18 protein-coding genes are annotated in these 20,490 nt (G+C 74.8%); 8 read left to right on the top strand and 10 right to left on the bottom strand.

Annotated elements, in window-relative coordinates:
* Nucleotides 1-261: 261 nt before the first annotated feature.
* The 5 genes from ACFWH7_RS10615 to ACFWH7_RS10595 all read left to right on the top strand — a co-directional run bounded on the left by ACFWH7_RS10615 (nucleotide 262) and on the right by ACFWH7_RS10595 (nucleotide 6,522).
* Nucleotides 262-2,979, top strand: coding sequence for an HAD-IC family P-type ATPase (locus ACFWH7_RS10615; RefSeq protein WP_378216470.1), 2,718 nt, complete (start codon nucleotides 262-264; stop codon nucleotides 2,977-2,979).
* A 44-nt stretch (nucleotides 2,980-3,023) separates the two neighbouring features.
* Complete coding sequence (locus ACFWH7_RS10610; RefSeq protein WP_378216469.1) at nucleotides 3,024-3,512, top strand: STAS domain-containing protein; 489 nt, start codon at nucleotides 3,024-3,026, stop codon at nucleotides 3,510-3,512.
* Between the two features lie 88 nt (nucleotides 3,513-3,600).
* Entirely contained in the window at nucleotides 3,601-4,560 is a 960-nt protein-coding gene (locus ACFWH7_RS10605; RefSeq protein WP_378216468.1) for a universal stress protein, read from the top strand.
* A 91-nt stretch (nucleotides 4,561-4,651) separates the two neighbouring features.
* Complete coding sequence (locus tag ACFWH7_RS10600; RefSeq protein ID WP_378216467.1) at nucleotides 4,652-5,317, top strand: response regulator transcription factor; 666 nt, start codon at nucleotides 4,652-4,654, stop codon at nucleotides 5,315-5,317.
* Nucleotides 5,305-6,522: a sensor histidine kinase gene (locus ACFWH7_RS10595; protein WP_378216466.1), complete on the top strand. Its 1,218-nt coding sequence runs from the start codon at nucleotides 5,305-5,307 to the stop codon at nucleotides 6,520-6,522. The genes ACFWH7_RS10600 and ACFWH7_RS10595 overlap by 13 nt, the downstream gene beginning before the upstream one ends.
* 21 nt (nucleotides 6,523-6,543) lie before the next feature.
* Here the strand turns inward: ACFWH7_RS10595 and ACFWH7_RS10590 are convergent, their stop codons facing one another.
* The 5 genes from ACFWH7_RS10590 to hisC all read right to left on the bottom strand — a co-directional run bounded on the left by ACFWH7_RS10590 (nucleotide 6,544) and on the right by hisC (nucleotide 11,921).
* On the bottom strand, nucleotides 6,544-8,031 hold the full coding sequence (locus tag ACFWH7_RS10590) for a dihydrolipoamide acetyltransferase family protein (RefSeq protein WP_378216465.1): 1,488 nt from the start codon (nucleotides 8,029-8,031) through the stop codon (nucleotides 6,544-6,546).
* A 54-nt stretch (nucleotides 8,032-8,085) separates the two neighbouring features.
* Nucleotides 8,086-9,078, bottom strand: coding sequence for an alpha-ketoacid dehydrogenase subunit beta (locus ACFWH7_RS10585; protein ID WP_047231837.1), 993 nt, complete (start codon nucleotides 9,076-9,078; stop codon nucleotides 8,086-8,088).
* Nucleotides 9,075-10,280 (bottom strand): pyruvate dehydrogenase (acetyl-transferring) E1 component subunit alpha, encoded by a 1,206-nt coding sequence (gene pdhA, locus ACFWH7_RS10580; RefSeq protein WP_378216464.1) that lies wholly within the window; start codon nucleotides 10,278-10,280, stop codon nucleotides 9,075-9,077. Before pdhA ends, ACFWH7_RS10585 begins: the two co-directional genes overlap by 4 nt.
* A 221-nt stretch (nucleotides 10,281-10,501) precedes the next feature.
* Complete coding sequence (locus ACFWH7_RS10575) at nucleotides 10,502-10,768, bottom strand: DUF805 domain-containing protein (protein ID WP_378216463.1); 267 nt, start codon at nucleotides 10,766-10,768, stop codon at nucleotides 10,502-10,504.
* A gap of 73 nt (nucleotides 10,769-10,841) precedes the next feature.
* Nucleotides 10,842-11,921: a histidinol-phosphate transaminase gene (gene hisC, locus ACFWH7_RS10570; protein ID WP_378216462.1), complete on the bottom strand. Its 1,080-nt coding sequence runs from the start codon at nucleotides 11,919-11,921 to the stop codon at nucleotides 10,842-10,844.
* A gap of 90 nt (nucleotides 11,922-12,011) precedes the next feature.
* Between hisC and ACFWH7_RS10565 the strand changes: the two genes are divergently transcribed.
* A complete protein-coding gene (locus ACFWH7_RS10565; RefSeq protein WP_047231835.1) occupies nucleotides 12,012-12,401 on the top strand; it encodes a phage holin family protein in 390 nt (129 codons plus the stop codon).
* A 34-nt stretch (nucleotides 12,402-12,435) separates the two neighbouring features.
* On the opposite strand, the gene ACFWH7_RS10560 is transcribed toward ACFWH7_RS10565, so the two are convergent.
* Together ACFWH7_RS10560 and ACFWH7_RS10555 are read right to left on the bottom strand one after the other, a co-directional pair.
* Complete coding sequence (locus ACFWH7_RS10560; protein ID WP_378216461.1) at nucleotides 12,436-14,127, bottom strand: lipase family protein; 1,692 nt, start codon at nucleotides 14,125-14,127, stop codon at nucleotides 12,436-12,438.
* A complete protein-coding gene (locus ACFWH7_RS10555; protein ID WP_378216460.1) occupies nucleotides 14,124-14,438 on the bottom strand; it encodes a hypothetical protein in 315 nt (104 codons plus the stop codon). Before ACFWH7_RS10555 ends, ACFWH7_RS10560 begins: the two co-directional genes overlap by 4 nt.
* A gap of 192 nt (nucleotides 14,439-14,630) precedes the next feature.
* Here ACFWH7_RS10555 and purB point away from each other — a divergent pair, with 192 nt between their 5' ends.
* On the top strand, nucleotides 14,631-16,118 hold the full coding sequence (gene purB / locus ACFWH7_RS10550; RefSeq protein WP_378216459.1) for an adenylosuccinate lyase: 1,488 nt from the start codon (nucleotides 14,631-14,633) through the stop codon (nucleotides 16,116-16,118).
* Nucleotides 16,119-16,220: 102 nt separating this feature from the next.
* Here purB and ACFWH7_RS10545 read toward each other — a convergent pair whose 3' ends face one another.
* The 3 genes from ACFWH7_RS10545 to ACFWH7_RS10535 are packed head-to-tail and all read right to left on the bottom strand — an operon-like array spanning nucleotide 16,221 to nucleotide 18,879.
* Nucleotides 16,221-17,318 carry a hypothetical protein gene (locus ACFWH7_RS10545; RefSeq protein ID WP_378216458.1) on the bottom strand — a complete coding sequence of 366 codons (1,098 nt, stop codon included), beginning with the start codon at nucleotides 17,316-17,318 and terminating at the stop codon, nucleotides 16,221-16,223.
* Nucleotides 17,315-18,478 carry a hypothetical protein gene (locus tag ACFWH7_RS10540; RefSeq protein WP_378216457.1) on the bottom strand — a complete coding sequence of 388 codons (1,164 nt, stop codon included), beginning with the start codon at nucleotides 18,476-18,478 and terminating at the stop codon, nucleotides 17,315-17,317. Before ACFWH7_RS10540 ends, ACFWH7_RS10545 begins: the two co-directional genes overlap by 4 nt.
* Nucleotides 18,475-18,879 (bottom strand): PadR family transcriptional regulator, encoded by a 405-nt coding sequence (locus tag ACFWH7_RS10535; protein WP_378216456.1) that lies wholly within the window; start codon nucleotides 18,877-18,879, stop codon nucleotides 18,475-18,477. Before ACFWH7_RS10535 ends, ACFWH7_RS10540 begins: the two co-directional genes overlap by 4 nt.
* Nucleotides 18,880-19,014: 135 nt before the next feature.
* On the opposite strand from ACFWH7_RS10535, the gene ACFWH7_RS10530 reads away from it, so the two are divergent.
* On the top strand, nucleotides 19,015-20,328 hold the full coding sequence (locus tag ACFWH7_RS10530; protein ID WP_378216455.1) for a glycoside hydrolase family 6 protein: 1,314 nt from the start codon (nucleotides 19,015-19,017) through the stop codon (nucleotides 20,326-20,328).
* Nucleotides 20,329-20,490 lie beyond the last annotated feature (162 nt).

Below are 20,490 nucleotides of genomic sequence, written 5' to 3'. Positions count from 1 at the left end.
CTAGGAACGCCGTGTTTCCCCGGCGCGCGACCGCCGTTAAGCCCGTGTGAGGTCTTCCGCACACCCGGTGCGGCACCGCTGTGAGCGCCCCGCGACCTGGGGCGACGGGCCGGCGGGTCGGGACCTTGGTCCCGACCTGCGGCCTTCCGGCACTGCTACCCGGTGACCGGCTGCGTGTTTCCACGCAGACGGGCCGTCGGAGCGCGCCCCGGGGCGCTGCCATGGGACGTCAGCACTCGTCACGCCCCGGAAGGACTCCTCGTGACCTCCCTCCTGCTCACCGGCCCTGGCACGGACCCGACCCCCTGGGCCGACCGCGCCGAGGACGTGCTCGACGGCCTGCGCAGCTGCCACGGCGGGCTGAGCACCGCCGAGGCGGCCGACCGGCTCGAGGCCGTCGGCCCGAACCAGGTCGCCGCGCCGCAGCGCACCGCGCTGTGGCGGCGCGCGCTCGCCCACCTCCGCGACGTCCTCGTCCTGATCCTGCTCGCGGCCGCCGCGCTCAAGGCGGTCCTGGGCGACTGGGTCGACGTCGCGGTGATCCTCGCGGTCGTCGTCGTCAACGTCGGCATCGGCCTGGTCCAGGAGGGCCGCGCGCGGCGTGCCTTGGACGTGATCGCGCTGATGCTCGCCCCGACCGCCGTCGCGCGCCGCGACGGGACGTGGCTCGACGTCGACGCGCGGGACCTCGTCCCGGGCGACCTCGTCCGGGTGCGGCCCGGCGACCGCGTTCCCGCCGACGTGCGGCTCGTCGAGGCCACCACCCTCCAGGTCGAGGAGTCGGCCCTCACGGGCGAGTCGGCCGCGGCCGTGAAGTCCGTCGACCCCGTGCGCGCCGCGGCGGGGCTCGGCGACCGCACGAGCATGCTCTACTCCGGGACGCTGGTCGTCGCGGGCACCGGCGTGGGCGTCGTCGTCGCGACGGGCGCGTCGACGGAGATCGGCCGCATCCAGTCGATGGTCTCCGAGGTCGGCTCCCTCCAGACGCCGCTGGCCCGCACGCTCGCGGTCTTCAGCCGGCGGCTCGCGCTGCTCATCGGCGTGACGACCGTGCTCATGGTCGCCGTCGGGTGGGCCGTCCACGACTTCGCCCCGGCCGAGCTGGCGTCAGCGGCGATCGGCTTCGCGGTCGCGGCCATCCCCGAGGGCCTCCCGGCCGTCGTGACCATCACGCTCGCCCTCGCGGTGCAGCGCATGGCCCGCCGCCGGGCCATCACGCGCCGCCTGCCCGCCGTCGAGACCCTCGGTGCCGTGAGCACCATCTGCTCCGACAAGACGGGCACGCTCACCACGAACGAGATGACCGTGCGCGCGGTCGTCACGCGCGCACACCGGTTCGCGGTCGCGGGCACCGGGTACTTGCCGCGCGGTGCGGTGACGCTCGACGGGAACCCGGTCTCCCCCGGCAGCCACCCGGACCTCGCGCGCCTCGTCGAGGTGCTCGCCCGGTGCAACGACGCCCACCTCGTCGAGCACGACGGGGCGTGGGGCGTCGTCGGCGAGCCGACCGAGGGCGCGCTGACCGTGCTCGCGCGCAAGACGCGCTTCGTCGACGACGGCTGGCGTCGGCTCGCCGAGATCCCGTTCGACTCGGCGGCCAAGTACATGGTGACGCTCGACGAGGACCCGGACGGACTGCGGCACCTCCTGGTCAAGGGAGCGCTCGACAGCCTGATCTCGAGCTGCACCACCCAGACCGGACCTGACGGGTCGCCCGAGCCGCTCGACGCGGTCCTCTGGTCGGCGCGGCTCGAGGAGCTGGGGAGCCAGGGCCTGCGCGTCCTCGCGGCGGCCCGGGCCTGGCCGCGACCGGGCACGACCGGGCTGAGCGCCCGGGACGTCGAGGACGGGCTGGAGCTCGTCGGCCTCGTGGGGATCGCCGACCCGCCGCGGCCGGAGGCGATCGATGCGATCGCCGAGGCACGAGGCGCGGGGGTCCGCGTCACGATGATCACCGGCGACCACGCCGGGACCGCGCTCGCGATCGCCCGGGAGATGGGCATCGCCGACGACACCGCGCGTGCCGTCACCGGCCCCGAGCTCGAGGCGATGGACGACGCCGTGCTGCGCGACCAGGTGACCGACGTCCCCGTGTTCGCCCGCACCACCCCGGAGCACAAGCTGCGCATCGTGCGCGCGCTGCAGTCGCGCGGCGAGGTCGTGGCCATGACGGGCGACGGCGTGAACGACGCCCCGGCCCTGACCCAGGCCGACGTCGGGGTCGCGATGGGCATCAAGGGGACGGAGGCGACCAAGGAGGCTGCCGACGTCGTGCTCGCCGACGACAACTTCGCGACCATCGAGCGCGCGGTCGTCGAGGGCCGGCGCGTCTACGACAACATCCGCAAGGCGGTCCTGTTCCTGCTGCCCACCAACGGCGCGCAGTCGCTCGTGCTGCTCGTCGCGGTGCTGTTCGGCATGGCGCTCCCCCTGCAGCCGACCCAGGTGCTGTGGATCAACATGGTCACGTCGGTGACCCTCTCGCTGCCGCTCGCGCGCGAGCTCGCCGAGGCGGACGTGATGCGTCGCCCGCCGCGACGCCCCGACGCCCCGCTCGTCGACGCGGCCTTCCTGCGGCGGATCGCGCTGGTCTCGGTGCTCATCGGCGGTGCGACGCTCGGCCTGTTCGCGTTCGAGGTCGCGCAGGGCGCCCCGCTCGCGCGAGCCCAGGCCACCGCCGTCACGATGCTCGCGCTCGGCCAGCTGGCCTACCTCTTCAGCTGCCGGTTCCTCGACCGGTCGAGCCTCACCCTCGCCGCGCTGCGGGGGAACCCCGCCGTCTGGTGGTCCGCGGGCGCGCTGCTCGCGCTCCAGGCCGCGTTCCTCTACCTCCCCTTCATGCAGCGCACGTTCGACGTCCAGCCGATCGGCGCCCGGGAGTGGGCGCTCGCGCTCGCCCTCGCCGTCGTGGTCCTCCTCGCCACCGAGGCCGCCAAGGCCCTGGGACGCCGACGGGACCGGCGACGGCCCCGCGCCTGACCGTGCCCGCACCCGCCCCCTCGCACTCACCCCTGGAGACACCGATGCAGTCCACCCGCACCCTCGCTCTCGCCCTCGTCGCCACGGTCGGCGGGATGACCGCGGCCGTCGTCGCGATCGGCCTCGCTCTCGACCACACCCGGTCCGACTCCGCACCCGCACCCGCGCACACCACCGACGACGCGAGCGTCACCGCCCCGACGACCGGGATCGTCGCCCACACCTTCCCCGAGAGCACCGTGATCCACCTGTCCGGGGAGATCGACGCCGCCCGGCTCGACGAGGCGCGCGGCGCCCTCGCCGCGCTCGAGGCCGCAGAACCCGGCCTGCCCGTCCTCCTCGACGCCCGCGACGTCACGTTCATGGACTCCACCGGCGTCGCCCTCGTGGACCAGGTCCGGCGCGCGTGCCTGGCCACGGGCGCCCCCGTCCTCCTCGTCGACCCGCCCGCCACGGTCACCGACGTCCTCGCGCTCGCCGGCGTCGGCGACACCGTCCCGGTCGTCGGCGGGCACGGGGGCTGGGGACCGTGACCCGTCCCCGCACCTCGACGCCGGTCCCGCGCCGTGCGTCCCCCGCACCTGCACGATCACCCCACGACACCACCCCTGGAGGCATGAGATGACTCGCCACGACAGCGTCCTGGTCGGGATCGACGGATCCGACGAAAGCCTGCACGCCCTGGACTGGGCCACCACCTACGCCCGCCACGAAGACCGACCGGTCCACATCGTCAGCAGCTACATGCTGCCCGGCTTCGTCGGCCGCACCCACTACCCCTACGACCTCCCCCTCGTCGACGACCCCTACGTACGCCACCGCGTCGAACAGTTCCTGACCGTCGCCCACCAACGCGCCACCCACGCCGGCGTCACCGCCACCACCGAGATCGCCACCGGCGAACCCACCAGCGTCCTCGTCGAACGCTCCACCGCCCACGCACTCGTCGTCGTCGGCGCCCGCGGCGCCGGCGGACTCACCGAACGCCTGCTCGGCACCGTCTCCTCCAACCTGCCCGCCCACTCCCGCTGCCCCACCGTCGTCGTGCCCTACCACCCCACAGGCCGCGCCGGCGACCGCGCACGCAAGGCCAAGACCACGCACCCCACGAGAAAGGTCGTCGTCGGCTTCGACGGATCACCCGTCGCCCAGACCGCGATCGACCACGCCATCGACCAAGCACACGCCTGGTCAGCCGAGCTCCTCGTCGTCCGCGCCGTACCCATGGCCTCCTGGGCCCACTCCCCCTGGCTCCACCCCGGATTCCGCCACGACCTGCTCACCGCCGCCCGCGCCGACCTCAACGACACCATCGACCACCTCCGCACCACCCACCCCGACCTCACCATCACCGCCCGCGCCGTCGAGGGCACCGCCTCCAGCGTCCTCATCAACGCCTCCAGGTCGGCCGACCTCCTCGTCGTCGGAGCACGCGGCTGCGGCGGCATCAAGGGCCTCCTCCTCGGATCCACCAGCCAGGCCGTCCTGCACCGCTCCGCCTGTCCCGTCCTGGTCACCGGCCAGCACGACACCGCACCCGCCACCGACCCCGTCCCCGTCCCCGTCCAGGCCGCGGTCTGACCCGCGGCGGGACGTCGGCCTCGCCCGCCGACCGAGGGCGGGCGGGGCCGCCCGCAGGCGTGGCCGTCGTCCCCCGCCCTAGGATCGGGGGATGGTGACGCAGGTCACCCGGGTGGGCATCGTCGAGGACGAGGCCCTCATGCGGGGGATGCTCGAGGAGACGCTGTCGGCCCAGGAGTCGGTCCGCGTCGTGCACGCCGTGCCCGGAGCGACCGAGGCGCGCCTGGTCTTCGCCCCCGGCTCGTGCGACGTCGCGCTCCTGGACGTCAACCTCCCCGACGGCAACGGGGTGGCCCTCGGCCTCGCGCTCCAGCGTGCCGACCCCGACCTGGCGGTCATGCTCCTGTCGAGCGAGGACGTCATGGGGCTGTTCACGACCGTGCAGGACCAGGCGACCAGGCCGTGGAGCTACCTGTCGAAGCGGTCGAGCTTCGCCCGCGACGTGCTGGTCCGGGCGGTCGTCGCCGCCGCGCGGGGCGAGGTCGTGCTCGACCCCTACCTCGTCCGGCGCTCGACGCCGCGCGCGGGGTCCGACGTCGCGGGCCTCACCCCGGCTCAGTTCGGGGTGCTGCGCCTGGTCGCCGAGGGTCTGTCGAACCAGGCCGCGGCCGAGCGCCTGGGCATCAACGAGCGCTCGGTCGAGAGCCACCTGAAGTCGATCTACCAGCGCCTCGGGATCGACGGCGCCGGGCACAACCGCCGGGTCGCCGCGGTCCTCGCGTTCCTCGAGCAGACGGGTCGCTCGTGGCGGACCTGACGTCGGACGCCGGCGGCCCCGACGGCGCGCCGGACCCCACCGCGCCGCGCCGCCGCACGCTCGACGGCCTGCGCGTCGCGATCGTCGTCGCCGTCACGAACTTCTCCCTCTACGCCGTCGTGTCCCTGGCCGGCTGGGCCGGCTGGGGCGGCCTGCAGACCGCGGTCTCCCACGAGCGCAGCGTCGTGGGCGTGGTCGGCGACGGGATCGCGGTCGTGCTGGTCAACCTCGCGTACGGCACGGTCGTCCTCGCCGGGTCGCTCTGGTTCCGCGCGCTCTCGCGCGGCTGGCCGGGCCGGGTCCTCGTGGTCACCGCCGTCGCGACCGTCGCCTCGGTGCCCCGGATCCTGGCGCTCTCCGCGCTCACGAGCACGCCCGAGAGCGGGGTGTACGTGGCCGCCGTCGGGCTGCTCGGGCTGTTCTCCGGCGTCGTGGGGATGCTCGCCGCGCTGTTCGCGGCGACCCTCGTCGACCGTGCCCGGACCGAGGAGCAGCGCCGCGAGGAAGAGGCGCGGCGGGCCGCGTGGGCGGTGGAGGAGCTCCAGGAGGAGGAGATCCGCGTGCGCCGCCTCGTCTTCGACCAGCTCCACGGCACGCTCCAGTACCACCTCGTCACGGTCACCGCGGGCCTGGACCGCGTGGCCGAGCAGCTCGACGACGCGGGTGACGCCGAGCACGCGCGGGACCTGCGCCGCTGGGCCGAGACGCTCGAGGAGATCCGGGAGCAGGACGTGCGCTCCCTGAGCCACGCGGTCTTCCCGTCCGGGGCGGACCTCAGCACGGAGGACGCGATCGAGATCCTGCTCCGCCGCCTGCCGCCGCAGGTCGACGCCTCGATCGAGCTCGGCCCCACCTACCGCGACCTGGTCCGCCGCGGCGAGGCCAGGATGCCCATGGCCGAGCGGCTCGTCGTGATCTACACCGTCGAGGAAGCGGTGACCAACGCCCTCAAGCACGGGCGTGCCCGCACCGTCCGCGTCCGCGCGGAGGCGCAGCCCGTCGCCGAGCCCGACCGCTGGGTCTTCGAGACGGTCGTCGACGACGACGGCACGGGGCTCGCCGAGGCAGACCCCGTGCTGCACGGCCTGCGCCGGCACCACGACCGCATCGCGCACCGCGGCGGGTCGCTCACCCTGGGCACCAACCCCGACGGCGGCGGACGGCTCGCGTTCCGCCTGCCGTTCGTCGGGGAGCCGCAGGGCTGACGGCGGCGGCCCTCGCCCGCGTCAGCCCCAGACGAGCCCGCGGGCCGGGTCCTCGAGCACCTTCGCGACGTCGGCGAGCACGCGCGCGCCGAGCTCGCCGTCGACGAGGCGGTGGTCGAAGCTCAGCGCGAGCTGCGTGACCCAGCGCTTCTTGATCTTGCCCTTGTGGACCCACGGCTGCTCGCGGATCGCGCCGAACGCGAGGATCGCGGCCTCGCCCGGGTTGAGGATCGGCGTCCCCGTGTCGATGCCGAACACGCCCACGTTCGTGATCGTGATCGTGCCGTCGGACATGTCGGTGGGCGACGTGCGGCCCGCCCGCGCGGTCGCGGTGAGGTCCGCGATCTCGCCCGCGAGACCGTGCAGGTCGAGGCGGTGCGCGTCCTTGATGTTCGGCACCACGAGCCCTCGCGGCGTCGCGGCCGCGATCCCCAGGTTCACGTAGTGCTTGTAGACGATCTCCTGCGCGGCGTCGTCCCAGCTCGCGTTGATCTCCGGGTGGCGCCGCACGGCGAGGAGCAGCGCCTTGGCGGTGACGAGCAGCGGCGTGACGCGCACGTCGGCGAACTCCCGGTCCTCACGCAGCGTGTGCACGAGCCGCATGGTCCTGGTGACGTCGACCGTGTGGAAGACCGTGACGTGGGGGGCGGTGAACGCGCTCGTGACCATCGCCTCGGCCGTGCGCTTGCGCACCGACTTCACGGGCACGCGCGTCTGGCGGCCGTCCGCGGTGACCGCGCCGGACGCGAGCCACGGCTGGTCGTCGTCGGCGTACGTCGCGAGCGGCTGCGCCTTCGCCTGCTCGTGGTACGCCTGCACGTCCTCGCGCGTGACGATCCCGCCCGGGCCGGTGCCCGCGACGCTCGCCAGGTCGACGCCGAGGTCCTTGGCGAGCTTGCGCACCGGCGGCTTCGCGAGCACGGGCAGGTGCACGTGCCCGACGGCGGCGGGCGTGGGGGTCGGCGCGCTCGCCGCGGGGACGGCGGCGGGTGCCGGGACGGCTGCGGGTGCCGGGGCAGGAGCCGGGACGGCTGCGGTCGGCGCCGGGGCCGGGGCCACCTCCGGAGCGCGGCGGCGGCGGCGGGCCGTGCCCGGCTCGACCGTCCCGTACCCCACGAGCACCGAGCCGGAGCCGCCGGCCGCGGCGATCGCCTCGCCCCCCGTCCCCGTCCCCGTACCCGCGGGCGAGGCGGGCTCCGGGGCCGCGTCCGCGCCGTCGGGCACGACGCCGGCAGGCGCGCTCGGCGCCGGCGCGGCACCGGACGGGTCGGTGTCCACGACGATGATCGGCACGCCGACCTCGACCGTCGTCCCCTCGGGCGCGAGGATCTCCGTGACGACGCCCGTGTACGGGGACGGCAGCTCGACGAGCGACTTCGCCGTCTCGATCTCGACGATCGTCTGGTTGACCGTCACCGCGTCGCCAACGGCGACGTGCCAGTGCACGATCTCGGCCTCGGTGAGGCCCTCGCCCGCGTCGGGGAGGTTGAACTTCTCGAAGGTGGGCACTGCGTGGTCCTCCTGGTGGTCCCGGTCGGCGCTGTCGAGGTCGCTACGGTCGCGTCAGAACGCGAACGCGCGGTCAACGGCGTCGAGCACGCGGTCGAGGCTCGGCAGGTAGTCGTGCTCGATCTTGGCGACGGGGTACGGGGTGTGGAACCCGCCGACGCGCAGCACGGGCGCCTCGAGCGAGTAGAAGCACTCCTCCGTCACGCGCGCGGCGACCTCGGCGCCCGAGCCGAGGTAGGTCGGGGCCTCGTGCACGACGACGCAGCGCCCGGTCCGGCGCACGGACTCCACGACGGTCGCGGTGTCGAGCGGGGAGATGCTGCGCAGATCCACGACCTCGACGCTGCGCCCCTCCTGCTCGGCCGCGGCGGCGGCCCGGAGCGCGGTCGCGACGGTCGGGCCGTAGGCGACGAGCGTGAGGTCGGTCCCGGGGCGGACGACGCGCGCGCGGTCGAGCACGGTCGCGCCCTCGCCACGCCCGGCGGTCTCGACCGGCCCCTTCTCCCAGTAGCGGCCCTTGGGCTCGAAGAACAGGACCGGGTCGGGCGAGGCGATGGCCTCCTGGATCATCGTGTACGCGTCCTGCGGCGTGGACGGCGACACGACGCGCAGGCCCGCGGTGTGGGCGAACAGCGCCTCGGGGCTCTCGCTGTGGTGCTCGACGGCGCCGATCCCGCCGCCGTACGGCACGCGGATCACGACGGGCACCTGGAGCTTTCCGCCCGACCGGTAGCCCATCTTCGCGAGCTGCGTCGTGATCTGGTCGTACGCGGGGAAGATGAAGCCGTCGAACTGGATCTCGCAGACCGGGCGGTAGCCACGCAGCGCGAGGCCGATCGCCGTGCCGAGGATGCCGGACTCCGCGAGCGGGGTGTCGACCACGCGGTCCTCGCCGAAGTCCTTCTGGAGCCCGTCGGTCACGCGGAACACGCCGCCGAGCGCGCCGATGTCCTCGCCCATGAGCAGGACCTTCGGGTCGGTCTCGAGCGACCGGCGCAGGCCCTCGTTGATCGCGCGGGCGAGGGTCAGGGTCTTGTTCTCGCTCATCGGGCCACCTCCGCGGCCGGCTCCTCGAAGGACTGCTGGTAGTCGGCGAACCACGCCTTCTCGCGCTCGACCACGGCGTTCGGGGTGGCGTAGACGTGGTCGAACATGGTGGACGGGTCGGGCGCGGCGAGCGCGCGGACCTCGTCGCGCAGCCGCTCGCCGAGCGCGTCGGCCTCGGCCGCGAGGTCGGCGGCGAACGCGTCGTCCCACGCGTCCTCGGCGCGGAGCAGATTCTCGAGCCGGTCGATCGGGTCGCGACGGCGCCAGTACTCCTCCTGGGCCCGCGAGCGGTACTTGGTCGGGTCGTCCGACGTGGTGTGCGCGCCCATGCGGTAGGTGAACGCCTCGACGAAGGTCGGGCCGCCGCCGGACCGCGCCCGCTCGAGCGCCTCCGCGGTCACGGCGTAGCACGCGAGGACGTCGTTGCCGTCGACCCGGACGCTCGGGACGCCGAACCCGCCGCCGCGGCGGTAGAGCGGCACGCGCGTCTGCTTGGTGGTGGGCTCGGAGATCGCCCACTGGTTGTTCTGGCAGAAGAACACGACGGGCGCGTTGTTCACGGCCGCGAACACGAGCGCCTCGTTGACGTCGCCCTGCGACGTCGCGCCGTCGCCGAAGTACGTGACGACGGCCGCGTCGCGCTCCGGGTCGCCCGAGCCGACGAGGCCGTCGCGCTGGACGCCCATCGCGTACCCGGTCGCGTGCAGCGCGTGCGACCCGATGACGAGCGTGTAGAGGTGCACGTTGTGCGCCGTGGGGTCCCACCCGCCGTGGTCGACGCCGCGGAACAGGCGCAGGCGCGCCGTCGGATCGATGCCACGCACGTGCGAGACGCCGTGCTCGCGGTAGGACGGGAAGACGTAGTCCTGCGGGGCGAGCGCGCGGCCGGAGCCGATCTGCGCCGCCTCCTGGCCCTTGGCCTGCGCGTAGAGGCCGAGCTCGCCCTGGCGCTGGAGCGACGTCGCCTCATCGTCGAAGCGGCGCGTGAGCACCATGTCGCGGTAGAGCCCGCGCAGGGCGGCGGCGTCGAGGTGGGCGACCCGCTCCCGGTAGCCGTCGGTCTCGGGCGTCGTGACGCGGGCACCAGCCGGGGTCACGAGCTGGAGCAGGGGGGCGTCGTCGGGACCGCCCGCGACGTCGGGGAGGTCGGGGGGCGTGCTCGCGCCGTCCCGCGCGCTGGTTCTCGCGTCGTTCTCGGTCACGCGACTCTCCTTCGCTGCGGCCCGGCCGTGCGGCCGGCCCGCTCGGGGGCAGGAGGCGCCCGGTCGGGGCGCCGTCGGAACCTACGTCTCCGTAGCCTACGCAAGCGTAGGCTACGACACCGTAGGTTCGGCTGCCGACGTGTCGCCCAACATCCGCCGCGGCGGGCTGTAGGGATCCTCCAATCCCCACCGGACGACCCCCGCGCCGTCGGGGGCCCGCCCTACCGGGGGTACGCGCCGCCCGCGCGCAGCGCGTCGCGCTCGCGCAGCACGGGCCAGCGCGAGAACGCGAAGACGAGGAACATGACGACGTTGAGGATCGGCACGAGGCCGACGAGGATCCACCAGCCCGAGTAGCCGGCCTTCTGGATGATGCGGACGTAGGCGATGAAGAAGATCACCGCCACCGCGACGTAGACGATCAGCGCGGCGGTGCCGAAGGCCCAGCCGTACTCGTCGACGAGCTGGTCGGTATCGATGGTGTCCATGGACGCGAGTGTTCTCGCGCCACCGGCGCCCGGCAACAGGTACAGGCCCGGTGCCCGTGCCGGCCGGGCGGTCTCAGAGCCAGGTGGCGCTCACGCGAAGGAAGAGGTCCGTCGCCTCCGGCTCGCCGACGCTCACGCGCAGGCCCTCGCCCGCGAACGGGCGCACGATCGCCCCCGCCGCGCGGGCCTCCTCCGCCCGCTGCATGGTGCGCTCGCCCAGGTCGAACCACACGAAGTTCGCCTGCGACTCCGGCAGCACCCAGCCCTGGTCGCGCAGACCCTCGACGAGGCGCGCGCGGTCGGCGACGAGGTGCTCGACCCGCTGGAGCAGCTCGTCGCGCGCGGCGAGCGACGCGATCGCCGCGCGCTGCGCGACGTGGGAGACGCCGAACGGCGTCCACACCGCGCGGATCCCCGCCGCGAGCCGCGGGCGCGCGACGGCGTAGCCCACGCGCAGGCCGGCCAGGCCGTAGGCCTTGGAGAACGTGCGGAGCAGCACGACGTTCGGGTGCTGCGCATGCACGGCGAGGCCGTCGGGGGCCTCGGGGTCGCGCACGAACTCCAGGTACGCCTCGTCGAGCACGACGAGCACGTCCGACGGCACGGCCGCGAGGAACGTCTCGAGCTCATCGCGGTGCACGACCGGACCCGTCGGGTTGTTGGGCGTGCAGACCATCACGACGCGCGTGCGCTCCGTGATCGCCGCGGCCATGGCGGGCAGGTCGAGCCGGCCGACGTCGGCCCCGGTCCGCAGCGGCACCTGGACCGACGTCCCGCCCGCGACGGCGACCGCGATCGGGTACGCCTCGAACGACCGCCACGGGTACACCACCTCGTCGCCCAGCTCGACGACCGCCTGGAGCACGTGCGCGAGCACCGCGACCGAGCCGTTGCCCACGACGACCTGGTCGGCACCGACACCGAGGTCTGCCGCGAGCGCCTCGGTGAGCTCCGTCGCGTACATGTCCGGGTAGCGGTTGACGTCCGCCGCCGCGTCGGCGATCGCCGCGACGACTGACGGCAGCGGCGGGTACGGGTTCTCGTTGGAGGAGAGCTTGAACGCCGCCGCACCCGGGGCGACGCGGGCCCCGGGGACGTAGGCCGGCAGCGCGGCGACGGCGGGACGCAGGGGGACGCGGGGTTCGTGGGCCACGGTCCTCGATCATGCCACCTGCTCGACCCAGCCCGGCGGCGCGCGGCTCGGTGCCGTGCCCCCGCGCGGCCCGGATGACAGGATGGCGGCATGAGCTTCGTCGTCCGCGTCCTCGTCACCGGCCTCGCGATCTGGCTCACGAGCCTGTTCATCGACGAGCACTTCCAGATCGTCGGCTCCGACACCGCCGGCGGGAAGGTCGTCATCATCCTCGTGGTGGCGCTGCTCTACTCGCTCGTGAACGCGGTCATCAAGCCGATCGTCCAGATCCTGTCCATCCCGCTCTACATCCTCACGCTGGGGCTGTTCTCCCTGGTCGTCAACGCGCTGATGCTCATGCTCACCGCGTGGATCACCGAGCAGACGGACTGGGGCATCCGCATCGTCGGCGGGTTCTGGTGGGCCCTGCTCGCGGCGCTGATCATCGGGCTCATCAACTTCGCCGTCTCGGCCGTCGTGCCCAAGGCCCAGGACCGCTGACCTCGGCCGCCCCGGCCCGCGGGTACCGGCGTCGCTACCGCGCGTCACCGTCGCCTCCCCCGCCGTCCGGGCCCGGTGCGGTGAGGTCGCCGGCCCCCGGCCCTCCCATGGCGGGGTACCCCGACACCCCGGGCGACGACGACCCGGGCGCCGGTACCCCGGGGAACGGCACCCCGGGCGCGCCCGGGAACGGCGTGCCCGGGGCCCACGGGGGCGTGAGCGACCGCGGGACCGTCACGTCCCCGATGCAGAACGTGGTGTCCGGGTCGGGCACCAGCCGCGCCTCGTAGACGAGGGGCTCCTCCGCCTCGCCGTCGAGCAGCCGCTCGACGTCGGTCAGGTGCTCCTCGAGCCCCCGGTCGCCCACCTCGACGGCGGCGTCCAGGACCTCCTGGTGGAAGTGCACGCTGTGCGGGACCTCGATCGGGGGGCCGCCGTCCGGTGCCGGCAGGACGCCGGTGACCGTGACCTGGTCGGGTGTCGCGGGGTTCTCCGCTCCGTCGGCGGCCGAGACACCCTCACCCTGCGTCTCGATGTGCGTTGCCTTGATCCCCGGAGGCAGGCCGTGGTTGGACACGGCGGACCCCGCTGTCACGACGTGGCGCACGTTGTACGTGCCGACGGTCGCCGCCGCGACCGTCGTCGCGACCATGCCGCCCTGGCTGTGCCCCACGAGGACGACGTCGTCGCCCGGCTCGATCCCGGCCTGCCGCATCGCCTCGATCGTGGCGCGCGCACTGTCGGCCTGGGCCCGCACCGCGAGGTCGTCGTCCGCGAGGTCGTAGTTGGACGTCATGTTGAAGACGGTACGAAGGTTGGTCGGCCAGATCTGGGTGCCGGGGACGGCGACGAGCCAGGTCGGCGTCCCGTCGTCCTTGACGAACTTCTGGATGCTCAGCGTCGAGTCCGCGTCGAGCGCCGACACCGCGCCGAGGGCGGAGCGCATGTCGGTGGGCGTCGGCAGCGCGCGGCCCGTGTCGACGAGGCGGACCTCGGGATCGGGGAGGAACCGGTCCCGCAACGGCTGCATGATCCCGCGCAGCACGGACGCGGCGTTGCCGACGGTGGGCATCTGGTACCAGGCACGCTCCTTGTCCGCCAGACCGATCACGCGGCTCAGCGCACGGATCGTGGCCGCGTGGAACACCCCTCCGGTGGAGGCGATCGCGCCCCCCGAAGGTCGGCCGAGGAGGAGGGAGCGCAGGAAACCCGCGGATCCCGTGGTCAGGACGAGGCCGAGCCCCGCCGCGGCCGCCCCGGTCGGGCTCATGCCGCCCACGACCAGGAGCGCGAGGTCCTGCCACAGGGCGGCCGCGGCAGCGTCCCCGGCGTCGTACACGCGGACGGCCTGGTGCAGTCGCGCTGCGAGGAACCTCAGGCCTCCCTCCTGCTGCTCCGCGACGCCGATCGCGAGGTCGAAGGCCTCGAGCGCGGCCGCGCGTGCCGCACGCACCTCGGCCGACCAGTACGGCGTGGCGTGGACGTCCCAGCCCGACGTGGCCGGGAACGGCGCCGGCGCCGCGAAGCGTCCCCCGAACGCCGTGGGCGTCGCGGTCGCGACGTCCACGGAGTCCCGCGCGTCCCGGAGCGCGGCCACGGTCCCGGCGACGAGGTCCGCCCGGGCGCCCAGGGCCACGGCCTGCCCGACGACCGCCGCCGTCTCGACCGCGGTCGCTTCCGTGCCCCCGCGGACCACGACCACGGGTGCCGGGCGAGGGCCGCTCACGGCACGCCCGCCGCGGCGAGCTCGGCCCGGATCCGCGCCACCTCGGCCTCGGCGAGGACGGTGAGCGCGTCGAGGCGCAGGAGGCAACTGTCGAGCAGCATGCCGAGCCGGAGCAGACCGCTCCGGCGCTCGGCGGCCGCGTCGTCGTACGACGCGCGGGCGTGACCCGCCCACGGCAGGTCGGGCGCGACGAGCGCGGCACCCGCTCGCGCGACGTCGTCCTGAGCGGTGAGGACCCGGGTCCGGGCGAGCGAGACGCCGAAGGGGGCGGCGGCGCACGGCGAGGGCGGCGGAGGCGACGAGGAGGACATGGCGAGGACCGTACGCAGAGCCGTGCACCGCCCGTCACGGTCGAGGGTGCCCTGTGGACGGACCCCCGGCGGAGCGTCCCTGGGGACGGCGACGACTCCGGCGGCGCCACGGATCGCCCGCCCGCCCGGACCGCGTGCTCGGACTGTGGGAGGCGCGGGCCGCCGTCGGGCACGCGTGGGAGAATCAGGGGCGTGCCCGAGAACCCTGCCGCAGACGCCCCTGCCCGCGTGTCGCTCGCCGAGGTGACCCCGCCGATCGCGCTCGGCCCGCTCGACGGCCGCTACCGTGCCGCGGTCGCCCCCCTCGTCGACCACCTCAGCGAGGCCGCGCTCAACCGCGAGCGCGTCCACGTCGAGGTCGAGTGGCTGATCACGCTGTGCAACGGCGTCCAGGCGGTCGACGAGAACGCGGTGCGCCCGGTCGTGCCCGGCGCTCCTCAGCTCTCCGACGCGGAGGTCGCGTACCTGCGCCAGATCCCCGCGACGTTCGGCGGCGAGGAGATCGCCGAGCTCGCCGCGATCGAGCGCGAGACGGTGCACGACGTCAAGGCCGTCGAGTACTTCGTCAAGCGCCGCCTCGCCGCGGCCCCCGAGTCCCTGGGCGGGGACTCCGTGCTGCCCGGCGTCGGCGAGCTCGTGCACTTCGCGTGCACCAGCGAGGACGTCAACAACCTGTCGTACGCGCTCATGGTGCGCGGCGCCGTCGAGCAGGTGTGGTTGCCCGCCGCGACGGCGCTCGCCGACCAGCTCGCGGACATGGCGCGCGACCTCGCCGACGTGCCGATGCTCTCGCGCACGCACGGCCAGCCCGCGACGCCGACGACGCTCGGCAAGGAGCTCGCCGTCCTCGCGCACCGCCTGCGCCGCCAGCTCCGCCGGATCGGCGCGGCCGAGTACCTGGGCAAGCTCAACGGCGCGACGGGCACCTACGGCGCGCACACCGTCGCCGTCCCGGGCGTGGACTGGCCGTCGGTGTCGAAGCACTTCGTCGAGGGCCTGGGGCTCACGTGGAACCCGCTGACGACGCAGATCGAGTCGCACGACTGGCAGGCCGAGCTGTACGCCGACGTCGCGCGCTTCAACCGCATCCTCCACAACCTCGCGACCGACGTGTGGACGTACATCTCGCTCGGGTTCTTCACGCAGATCCCCGTGCCGGGCGCGACCGGGTCGTCGACCATGCCGCACAAGGTCAACCCGATCCGGTTCGAGAACGCCGAGGCCAACCTCGAGATCTCGTCCGCGCTGCTCGACACGCTCGGCGCCACGCTCGTCACCTCGCGCCTCCAGCGCGACCTCACGGACTCGACGACGCAGCGCAACGTCGGCCCCGCGTTCGGCCACTCGCTCCTCGCGATCGACAACGTGCGTCGCGGCCTCAAGGCCCTCGCCGCGAACGCCGACCTCATGGCCGCGGACCTCGACGAGAACTGGGAGGTGCTCGGCGAGCCCATCCAGTCCGCCATGCGCGCGGCGTCCGTCGCGGGCGTGCCCGGCATGGAGAACCCGTACGAGCGCCTCAAGGACCTCACGCGCGGCCAGCGCGTCGACGCGGTGCGCCTGCGCGAGTTCGTCGCGGGCCTCGGCCTGCCCGACGACGTCGCGCAGCGCCTCTCCGACCTCACCCCGGCGACCTACACGGGCCTGGCTACCCGCCTGGTGAAGGACTACCTGGACTGACCCGGCCCAGCGCCGAGCACGACATGAGGGCCGATATCCGGTGGATAACGGCCCTCATGTCGTGCTCGTGAGCGCGCGGCGTCGTGCTCGACGGCGCGGGTGTCAGACGGCGGTCGGCTCGCCCGGGTGCGGCGACCCCGGTCCCGGCGTCCCTCCCGTGGCAGCGAGCAGCGCCCGGTGCGCTGCGCGCGCCTCGGAGAGCTCGTCGAGGCGGTTGACGGCCCAGCGCAGCACCAGGGTCGCCGCGGCGGCCAGCCCGAGCAGGCCGAGGAGGTTCCCGAGGTCTGCCGTCTGGATGCTCACGGTGCCGGACCAGAAGAAGCCCGACCGGCTCAGCAGAACGGCGAGGGCGAGGCCGCCGAGCACCGGGACCGCCTGCCGTGTGCGGCGCCACACCAGCGCGGCGCCGAGCAGCACGACGACCGGCGCCGCGAGCGACTGGAGCGTCCACGTGCTCAGCACGACACCTGACCACCACGGCTCCCCGAAGTACGCGGCGTCGGAGATCGTCGCGACGACGAACGTGCCGAGGGCCAGCGCCATGGCTCCGACGGTCGCTGCCCGGAGCGCGACCGGCTCCGCACCGACCCGGCACGTCCGCCGCGCGGCGAGCACTCCCGCGTACGCGACGAGTCCGACGACCCACGGTGCGTCGAGGTACGCGGCATAGGCGCTGCCCACCGTGACCGACGCGACGAGTGTCGCCACACCCGCCCCGGCGGCGAGCACCGCGACCACGAGTCCGAGGCGTCGCGCGCCGACGAGAGTAAGGGCGACCGCTACGACCCACAGAACCCACATCAGCGCCGTCGGAACGGTCGCCACGAGCGGCGCGCTGCCGTCCGGGTCCCCCATCGCCCGGACGATCGCGGCGGCGAACGCGAGGACGCGCGCCGCCATGATCGCGAGCACGGCCGGGAGCAGCACGAACAGGAGCCCGGTCGCCGCCCGCCGCTGCCGCGGCGTCGAGCCCAGCGGCGCGAGCAGCCACTCCCGGGCAGCGGCGCGCACGAGGTCCCACCGCTCGGCGCGGGTGGGGCGCGACTGCCCCGGCCGCGCGCCGTCGAGCAGGTGACCGAGCATCTCGGCCTCGTGCACCCGCCGGTAGGTGTACGGGAAGAGCCGCAGGAGGCGGCGGTAGTCCCGGACGAGCACAGGTGGGACCAGCGGTGCCGCGACCGGGGTCTCTGCGGCGGTCATGCGACGGCCGCCGTGCCGTCCGTCGACGCCGCCAGGAGCGCGCGGTGCGCAGCCCGCGACGCGGCGAGCTCGTCGAGGCGGTTGACCACCCATCGGGCCACGAGCGTGACGGCGGCCGACAGCGCGACGACCCCGAGCACGTTGCCCAGGTTCACGGCCGTGGTGTCGAGCGCGCCGGACCAGAAGAGGTCCGAACCGCTGAGGAACAGTGCGGTGAAGACCCCGGCCAGCACGGGAGCGGCCTGCCGCACGGGGCGGACCGCCACCAGCAGCACCGCCAGCCCCACGAGGATCGCGACGTCCGCCGCCAGCGTGAAGGGGTAGCCCGGGGCGGCGACCCAGGCGCCCTCCTCCGCGACGACCGTCGCGCTCCGTGGGACGGAGATCGCGAGGGACGCCGCCGTCAGCCAGACCGCGGCCACACCCGCGCGCGCCCCCAGGACGGGACCCGTCTGCCGCACGCGGGCGACGACCGCCCCGAGGGAGGCGACGAGGGCGACGACCCACCCGGTCTCTTGGAACGCGACGAACGCGCGCTCCGCCGCGACGAGCGACCCGACCGCGACGACGCCCGCCGCGGTGGCGAGCGCGGCGAGCACGACCCCGGTCCGCCGCAGGCGCGCGGCCAGGGCCACGACCGACCCGGCCCAGAGCAGCCAGGCCGGGGCGAGGGGCACCGCGACGAGCGCCGTCGCGACGGCCAGCCACGCCGGCGAGGCGGCCGTTCCCACCACCTCCCGCGCCGACTCGTCCCCCAGCGCGAGGCCGACGCGCAGGAGGTCCTGCGACGCGGGGGCGGCGAGCACCGCCGTCAGCGCGACGAGCACGACGACGGCCGCCGCGGCACGCTGCCGCTCGGTCGGGCCCAGCGGCGCGAGGGTCCACTCTCGTGCGGCGGCGCGCAGCAGGTCCCACCGCTCGGCCCGGGTCGGGCGCGACTGGCCCGGCCCCGCGCCGTCGAGCAGGTGGCCGAGCATCTCGGCCTCGTGCGCCCGCCGGTACGTGTACGGGAAGAGCCGCAGGAGGCGGCGGTAGTCCCGCACGAGCACCGGGGTGACGAGCACCGTCGCGCCGGGCTCCGGCGTCGGGCTCCCCGCGCCCCGTGCGTCCGCCGTCCCGCCACCTGCCGCGCGGAGATCGTCCCCGCGGTCCCCGCTCATGCCGGCACCGCCCCGCCGTCGGCCAGGCCACGGGGTACGCCGCGCGCGGGGGCCCCGTCGTGCGCCGCCGCGGACGCGCGGCGTCGGGCACCGAGACGCTCGAGCGCGCGGCGGGCCTGGGCCTCGGCACGCTCAGCCTCGGCGGCGAGGCGCGTCCCGCCCTCCGTGGTGAGCCGGTAGTAGCGGCGCAGGCGCGAGTCGACGACCTCCTCGTGGTCGACCTCGACCAGCCCGGCGGCGACGAGCCGGTCGATCGCGCCGTAGAGCGTCCCGGCACGCAGCGTCACGCGGCCGTCGGAGCTGGACTCGACGTCCTGCGCGATGCCGTACCCGTGCAGCGGACCGGCGGCGAGCGCCGACAGGACGAGGAACGCGGGTTCCTGGAGCGGTTTGGATGACATGGCGACGAACATACCCTCGTGACAAACCTATGAAGCTCGACACGCCGCGGGCGAAACGTTTCGCACCCTCCCCGCCGCTCCGCAACGGTCCCTACCGTGGCGGTGTCCTGTCCCCGAGGCGACGGAGCCCCGAGCATGAGAGCGACCTCCCCCACCCGACGACCCCGTGCGGCGACCCTCGTCGCCGCTGTCGCGACCCTCGCGACGCTGGGCGCCACGGCGACCGCCGGCGCGGCGCTCGCGACGTCCAGCGCGGCCGCGCCCGCCGCGGCCTGCACGGTCGACTACCGCGTCACGAGCTCGTGGTCCGGCGGCTTCCAGGCCGACGTCACCGTCACGAACCTCGGTGCCCCGCGCTCGGGCTGGGAGCTGGCCTGGGACCTGCCGGCGGGCGAAGGCATCAGCCAGCTCTGGAACGGCACGCTGGTGCGCGACGGCGGCCGCGTCACCGTGGGCGACGCCGGCTGGAACGCGTCGCTCGCCACGGGCGGCAGCGCCTCCTTCGGTCTCGTGGGCACGGCCGCGTCCGCTCCGGCCGAGCCCGCGCGCTTCACGCTCGACGGCGTCGCGTGCGGTGGCGACGCCCCGCCCGAGACCCCGGACGACGTGACGTTCCACGTGGACGAGACGAACCAGGCGTGGGAAGCCTGGCAGGCGGCGTCGGGCACGGACCGGGACCTGCTCGCGAAGATCGCGCTCACGCCGCAGTCGTCGTGGGTCACCGACGCGGACGCGCAGGTGTCGCGCGCCAAGGTCGCCGCGTTCACGAGCGCGGCCGCGGCCGCGGCCGAGGGAGCGACGCCGCTCCTGACGATCTACGCGATCCCCGGCCGCGACTGCGGCTCGCACTCGGGCGGCGGCACCGCCGAGGCGGCGTACCGGAGCTGGGTCCAGACGGTCGCGTCGGGCATCGTCGGCGAGCCGTGGGTCGTCCTCGAGCCCGACGCGCTCGCCCAGCTCGGCGACTGCTCCGGCCAGGGCGACCGCGTAGGCATGCTCCGGGACGCGGCGCGCATCCTGACCGACGCCGGTGCGCGCGTCTACGTCGACGCGGGCCACTCCGCGTGGCTGAGCCCGGCGACCGCCGCGGCCCGCCTCCAGCAGGTGGGCCTCGACGACGCCGTCGGGTTCGCGCTCAACACGTCGAACTACCGCACGACGGCCGAGTCGCGCGCGTACGGCGAGCAGGTCGCCGCGCTGCTCGGCGGGGACGTGTCGTTCGTCGTCGACACGTCGCGCAACGGCAACGGGAGCAACGGCGAGTGGTGCAACCCGCGGGGTCGCGCGCTCGGCGACCCGCCGCGCGCGGTCGACGACGGCACGCACCTCGACGCGCTGCTGTGGGTCAAGCTGCCCGGCGAGAGCGACGGGTCGTGCAACGGCGGGCCGCCCGCCGGCCAGTGGTGGCAGGAGGTCGCGCTCGAGCTCGCGCGCAACGCGTCCTGGTGACACGACGCCGTCCAGCATGAGCCTGCTCGCGGCCGGGAGAGTCCGTATCGAGCGCGGTGCGCCGGTCGGTGTGAGGATCGTCGTGGGGGGGGGGGGGGGGCGGCCGGGGCGTCGCGGACCCGCTCAGCGGCGCCGGGGCCCGGGGGGGCGCCGCGGCGGCGC

Origin of the sequence: Cellulosimicrobium cellulans (assembly GCF_042723955.1) — a bacterium.
Lineage (GTDB): Bacteria > Actinomycetota > Actinomycetes > Actinomycetales > Cellulomonadaceae > Cellulosimicrobium > Cellulosimicrobium cellulans_H.
Note: the sequence above shows the minus strand (reverse complement) of the source record. Positions and strands in the feature narration are given on the sequence as shown.